The sequence below is a fragment of the bacterium genome, assembly GCA_036524115.1.
GTDB lineage: Bacteria > JAUVQV01 > JAUVQV01 > JAUVQV01 > DATDCY01 > DATDCY01.
In genome coordinates this window covers 1-4,983 of sequence record DATDCY010000298.1, presented here as the reverse complement: position 1 = coordinate 4,983, position 4,983 = coordinate 1, and the positions used below count along the sequence as shown (strand labels likewise).

At 71.7% G+C, this 4,983-nt stretch carries 5 protein-coding genes; 4 read left to right on the top strand and 1 reads right to left on the bottom strand.

The genetic code is table 11. The features are described 5' to 3' along the window. Positions 1 to 860, bottom strand: an 860-nt coding sequence (locus VI078_14195) for a 5'-3' exonuclease H3TH domain-containing protein (GenBank protein ID HEY6000435.1), incomplete at its 3' end; no start/stop codon positions are given. Between the two features lie 158 nt (positions 861 to 1,018). On the opposite strand from VI078_14195, the gene eno reads away from it, so the two are divergent. From eno to VI078_14175, 4 genes are all read left to right on the top strand, one after another. Continuing rightward, positions 1,019 to 2,305: a phosphopyruvate hydratase gene (gene eno, locus VI078_14190; protein ID HEY6000434.1), complete on the top strand. Its 1,287-nt coding sequence runs from the start codon at positions 1,019 to 1,021 to the stop codon at positions 2,303 to 2,305. A 10-nt stretch (positions 2,306 to 2,315) separates the two neighbouring features. Further along, a complete protein-coding gene (gene ccsA / locus VI078_14185; protein ID HEY6000433.1) occupies positions 2,316 to 3,371 on the top strand; it encodes a cytochrome c biogenesis protein CcsA in 1,056 nt (351 codons plus the stop codon). Between the two features lie 541 nt (positions 3,372 to 3,912). Further along, on the top strand, positions 3,913 to 4,509 hold the full coding sequence (locus tag VI078_14180) for a hypothetical protein (GenBank protein HEY6000432.1): 597 nt from the start codon (positions 3,913 to 3,915) through the stop codon (positions 4,507 to 4,509). Positions 4,510 to 4,513: 4 nt separating this feature from the next. Then, the coding region (locus VI078_14175) for an NAD(P)/FAD-dependent oxidoreductase (GenBank protein HEY6000431.1) at positions 4,514 to 4,983 on the top strand (470 nt) is incomplete at its 3' end.

Sequence of the window (4,983 nt, the reverse complement as noted above, 5' to 3'; positions counted from 1 at the left end):
GGGGGCGTCAGCTCGCGGACGAACTTCGCGAACTCCATCTCCCGGAAGATCGCCAGCGCCGCCGCGGCGTCCGGCTCGCGCGGGCGCAACGCCTCCAGGTCGATCGTGACCGCCACGTCCGGGTCGAGCGTGACGAGCCGCCGCGAGAGGAAGGCGCCGTCCCGCCCGGCCTCGAGCACCTTCTTTCGCGCCTCCCCCTTGACCTCGCCGAGGCGCGCGTACAGCTCCTCCAGCGTGCCGAACTGCTTCACCAGCTCGAGCGCGGTCTTCTCGCCGACGCCGCGCACGCCGGGGACGTTGTCGGTCGCGTCCCCCATGAGCGCCATCATCTCGACCAGCTCCCCGGGCGGGATGCCGTAGCGCTTCTCGACCTGCTCCGGCGTCCAGCGCTGCTCCTTCATCGTGTCGAGCACGCTGACGTGCGGCGAGACCAGCTGCAGCAGGTCCTTGTCGCCGCTGACGAGCACGACGTCGAGGTGGTGGCCGAGGCCCTCGCGCGTCGCCGCCGCGAGCAGGTCGTCCGCCTCGATCCCCTGCTGCTGGAGCACCGGGATGCGGAAGGCGCGCACCAGGTCCCAGATGATCGGCACCTGCGGCACCAGCCCCTCCGGCATCGGCGGCCGCGTCGCCTTGTACTGCGGGTAGTACGTGTGCCGCGTCGTCGGCCCCTTGGAGTCGAAGGCCACCGCCAGGTAGTCCGGCTTCTCCTCGCGCACGATCTTCATGAGCATCGCCGTGAAGCCGTACACGGCGTTCGTCGGGAAGCCCTTCGAGTTGGCGAGGTGCCGGATGGCGTGGAACGCCCGGTAGACGTAGGAGTTCCCGTCGATGAGGTAGAGGCGCTCGCGCTTTTTCGTCATCCGGGAATTATACGTGGAATCGCGACCGGGCGAGCGCCGGCCGGAGAAGGACTCGCTCAGGTGGCGCGGCCGGGCGCACCTCCCCCGGGGGGCGCGATCTGTGGTACCTTCCCCCGGTACCGCAGGTCCGCGTGAGCCACAACCGGAGGGAGTGCGCCATGTCCGAGATCGTCGACGTCCTGGCCCGTGAGATCCTCGATTCCCGTGGCAACCCCACCGTCGAGGTGGAGGTCGCCCTCGAGAGCGGCGCGTGGGGGCGCTTCGCCGTGCCCTCCGGCGCCTCCACCGGCACGCGCGAGGCCCTGGAGCTGCGCGACGGCGACAAGAAGCGCTACGGCGGCAAGGGCGTGCGCAAGGCCGTCGACAACGTCAACGGCGTGCTCGGCCCCGAGATCGTCGGCCTCGAGGCGCACGACCAGGCCTACGTCGACGGGACGCTGATCCGCCTCGACGGCACCGAGACCAAGAAGAAGCTCGGCGCGAACGCGATCCTCGGCGTCTCGGTCGCGGTCGCCAAGGCCGCCGCCGAGGAGGCGGGGCTGCCGCTGTACCAGTACGTCGGCGGCGTCAACGCGCGCACGCTGCCCGTGCCGATGATGAACGTCGTCAACGGCGGCGCGCACGCCGACAACAACCTCGACATCCAGGAGTTCATGATCATCCCCGCGGGCGCCGCGAGCTTCGCCGAGGCGCTGCGCACGGGCGCGGAGGTCTTCCACTCGCTCAAGGGGCTGCTCAAGAAGCGCGGCCTCGTGACCGCGGTCGGCGACGAGGGCGGCTTCGCGCCGAGCCTCCGGAGCAACGAGGAGGCGCTCGAGCTGATCCTCGAGGCGGCGCGTCTCGCGGGCGCGAAGCCGGGGAAGGACCTCTTCCTCGGCCTCGACTGCGCGGCCAGCGAGTTCATGACGAAGCCCGGCCTCTACGAGCTCAAGGCCGAGAACAGCGCACGGCGCACCTCCGCCGATATGATCGCCTACTACGCCTCGCTCGCGAAGAAGTACCCGGTCGTCTCGATCGAGGACGGCCTGGCCGAGGGGGACTGGAAGGGCTGGAAGGCGCTCACCGACGCGCTCGGCGCCAGGGTCCAGCTCGTCGGCGACGACCTGTTCGTCACGAACACGAAGATCCTCGCCGAGGGGATCGCCAAGGGGGTCGGCAACTCGATCCTCATCAAGCTCAACCAGATCGGCACCCTGACCGAGACCATCGAGGCCGTCGAGATGGCGCACCGCGCCGGCTACACCGCCGTGATGTCGCACCGCTCCGGCGAGACCGAGGACGCGACGATCGCCGACCTGGCGGTCGCGCTCGGCACCGGCCAGATCAAGACCGGCTCGATCTCGCGCTCGGACCGCATCGCCAAGTACAACCAGCTGCTGCGGATCGAGGAGCAGCTCGGCGAGGCGGCGCGCTTCCCCGGCGTCGGGGCCTTCCGGCGGATCTGACCGCGCCGCGATGTTCCCGCCGCGCTTCGAGGCCGCCACGGCCCTGCTCGAGCGGGTCGGGCCGTGGCTGCTCGGCGCGGCGGTGCTCGCCGGCCTGACGCTGCTGGCGCGCACCGCGCGCCCGCTGCTGCTGCGCCGGCCCGGCGCGGCGGCTGAAGGCCCGGACCGCACCGAGGGCTGGCTGCTCGCCGCGGTGATCGGCACGCTCGTCGCCTCGTTCGGCCTGCTCGCCTGGTACCACTGGCGCATCTGGAACGACCTGCCGCTGGCGCTGGACCCGCGCGTCGGGACCTGGCTCAACGCGCAGCTCGAGGCGATGGCCCAGGCGGGGCGCGCGAGCCTCCCGCCCGTCGACTGGGCGCGCCCGCCGCGCTACGCCATCCCGCTCTGGATCGAGGGGGAGAAGTTCTTCGTCTGGGCGCTGGTCTACGCGGTGGCGCTCTTCTATCCGTTCGCGCGGCGCGCGGCGCGCCCCTTCCGCACGGCGCTGTACGCCGGCCTGATCGTGTACCTCGCCGGCGTCGTGCTGTTCGCGAAGCCGTTCACGGAGCCGCTGGCGCAGTTCCGCGGCGAGGTCGCGCCCTGGTTCGCCGGGGGCCTGAGCGTGGGGCAGCAGGTCGGGCTCTTCTTCAAGCTCTACCCGCGGATGCTCTTCTACTACAACGCCGCGTACATGTGGGTGCACCCGCCGATGCTCTTCGCCGCCTACGCGCTGCTGACGGTGACGTTCGCCGCGTGCGTCTTCATGCTCTTCTCGGCGCGGCGCGAGCAGGAGCGGGAGGCCTACGTCTACGCGAAGCTCGGGTACCTGCTGCTGACGGTCGGCATGCTCGTCGGCTATCCCTGGGCGCTGCAGGCGTGGGGGCCGAACTGGTGGTGGGACCCGAAGATCGCGGCGTCGATCATGATGTGGCTGCTCTACTCGGCGTTCCTGCACACGCGCATCTACGTGCACCGCCGCCGTGTCTGGTTCCTCCACGCGTGGCTGGGCATCGTCTGCTACCTCTCGCTGGTCTTCACCTACTTCATGTCGTGGTACTTCCCCGGCGAGCATACGTTCCAGTAGGCACACCGACGATGGAATGCCAACCGCTCTCGGCGCTCGTTGAACGTGCTCGCTTGAGCATGCCGTTCCAGTGCCGGGCCACGGCCTGGGGGTGCCTGTTCACTTCCGTCTCGCCCTGCACCCCTCAGTCCGCGAGGGCACTCATCAGCTGCTCGACTGCCAATGCGCCGGCCACACTCAGCCGACACAGCACGCGGCCGGCGCATTATGGCCGTTCACAGGCACCCCCAGGCCGTGGCCCTGATCACGAGGCTGGCATGTCACAGAGCGGGGGCGGGGCGGTGACGGGCGGACGCATAGCGGAGCGCGAGGGAACCGCAGCGGCCGGGCCGGAGCGGCCCCGCCAGGGGCGAAACCTGTTGTCTGAGCCCCGCAGGGGCGAGTTACAGGTTTCGAGCGCAGGACCGGACAGGCTGCGGTCGAGCGCGGAGCGAGGCGGCCGCACGGCACCGTCCCGCCCCCGCGGGCGCGGTCACGGCGGCCCAGCCACCACCGGGCAGGTGCGGCCGGATCGCGGCCCGACCCGGCAACGGAGGCCACGGTGAACGAGACGCAGACATCGACGCGCGCGCAGCGACCCGTCTCCTGGGACCTCGCGCTCGTGCTGCTGACGGCGGCGACGCTCGCGAGCTTCGGCGTCCTCGCCCTCTGGGGCATGTTCCGCTACCAGTCCCACGCCCTGGCGCCGGACTGGTCGGTGCCGGCGTTCCAGGAGATGATGAACCGCCTCGCCTCGCCGTTCGTCGTCCTCCTCATCGTCTGGCTCGTCCTCTGCATCCCCAAGCGACTGCTCTCGCGCCGCGCCCTGCTCGCCTACTCCGCGACGGTGCTCGCCGCCGGCGCGGTCGCGATCCCCTTCGGCGGCGTGCGCTTCGGGCTCGGCCTCGTGCTCGCGCTCTCGGCGACGCTCCAGGCCGCGATCCTCGTCCTCGTGCTCGGCGGCGCCCGCCTGCACTTCGCCGGCCAGGGGCTGGCGCTGCGCGCCGGCTCCTCCCTGCTGCACCTCGGGGTCGTGCTCTTCACCTTCGACCTCGTCGCGCTGCAGGGCTCGCCCTGGCACATCCCCCTCTTCTGGGTGGCGACCGCGCTGCTCACCGCCGGGTGCGTCCTGACGTTCTACGTCGCCCGGCAGCGCTGAGACCGTGGAAGCGCGCCGCGGGGTGATCGTCGTCGGCGGCGGCGCCGCCGGGATGGTCGCGGCCATCGCGGCCGCGCGGCTCGGGGCGGCCGTGGCGCTGCTCGAGCGCATGCCGCGGGTGGGCAAGAAGCTGCTGGTGACCGGCAACGGCCGCTGCAACCTGGCGAACGCCCGCCTCGAGCCGGGACGCTACCACGGCGAGAACCCCGCCTTTGCCGGCGCGGCGCTCGCAGCGTTCGGCCTCGCCGAGACGCTGCGCTTCTTCGCGGAACTCGGCATCGAGGCGCGCGAGGAGGAGGCGGGCAAGATCTTCCCCCGCTCCGGCCAGGCCGCGGCGGTGCTCGACGTGCTGCGCCACGAACTGGCGCGCCTCGGCGTGGAGACGCACTGCGACGCGCCGGTGTCGCACCTGGAGCGGCGCCGCGGGCACTGGCGCGCGCGGACTCCCGCCGGCGTCCGCGAGGGCGCCGCCGT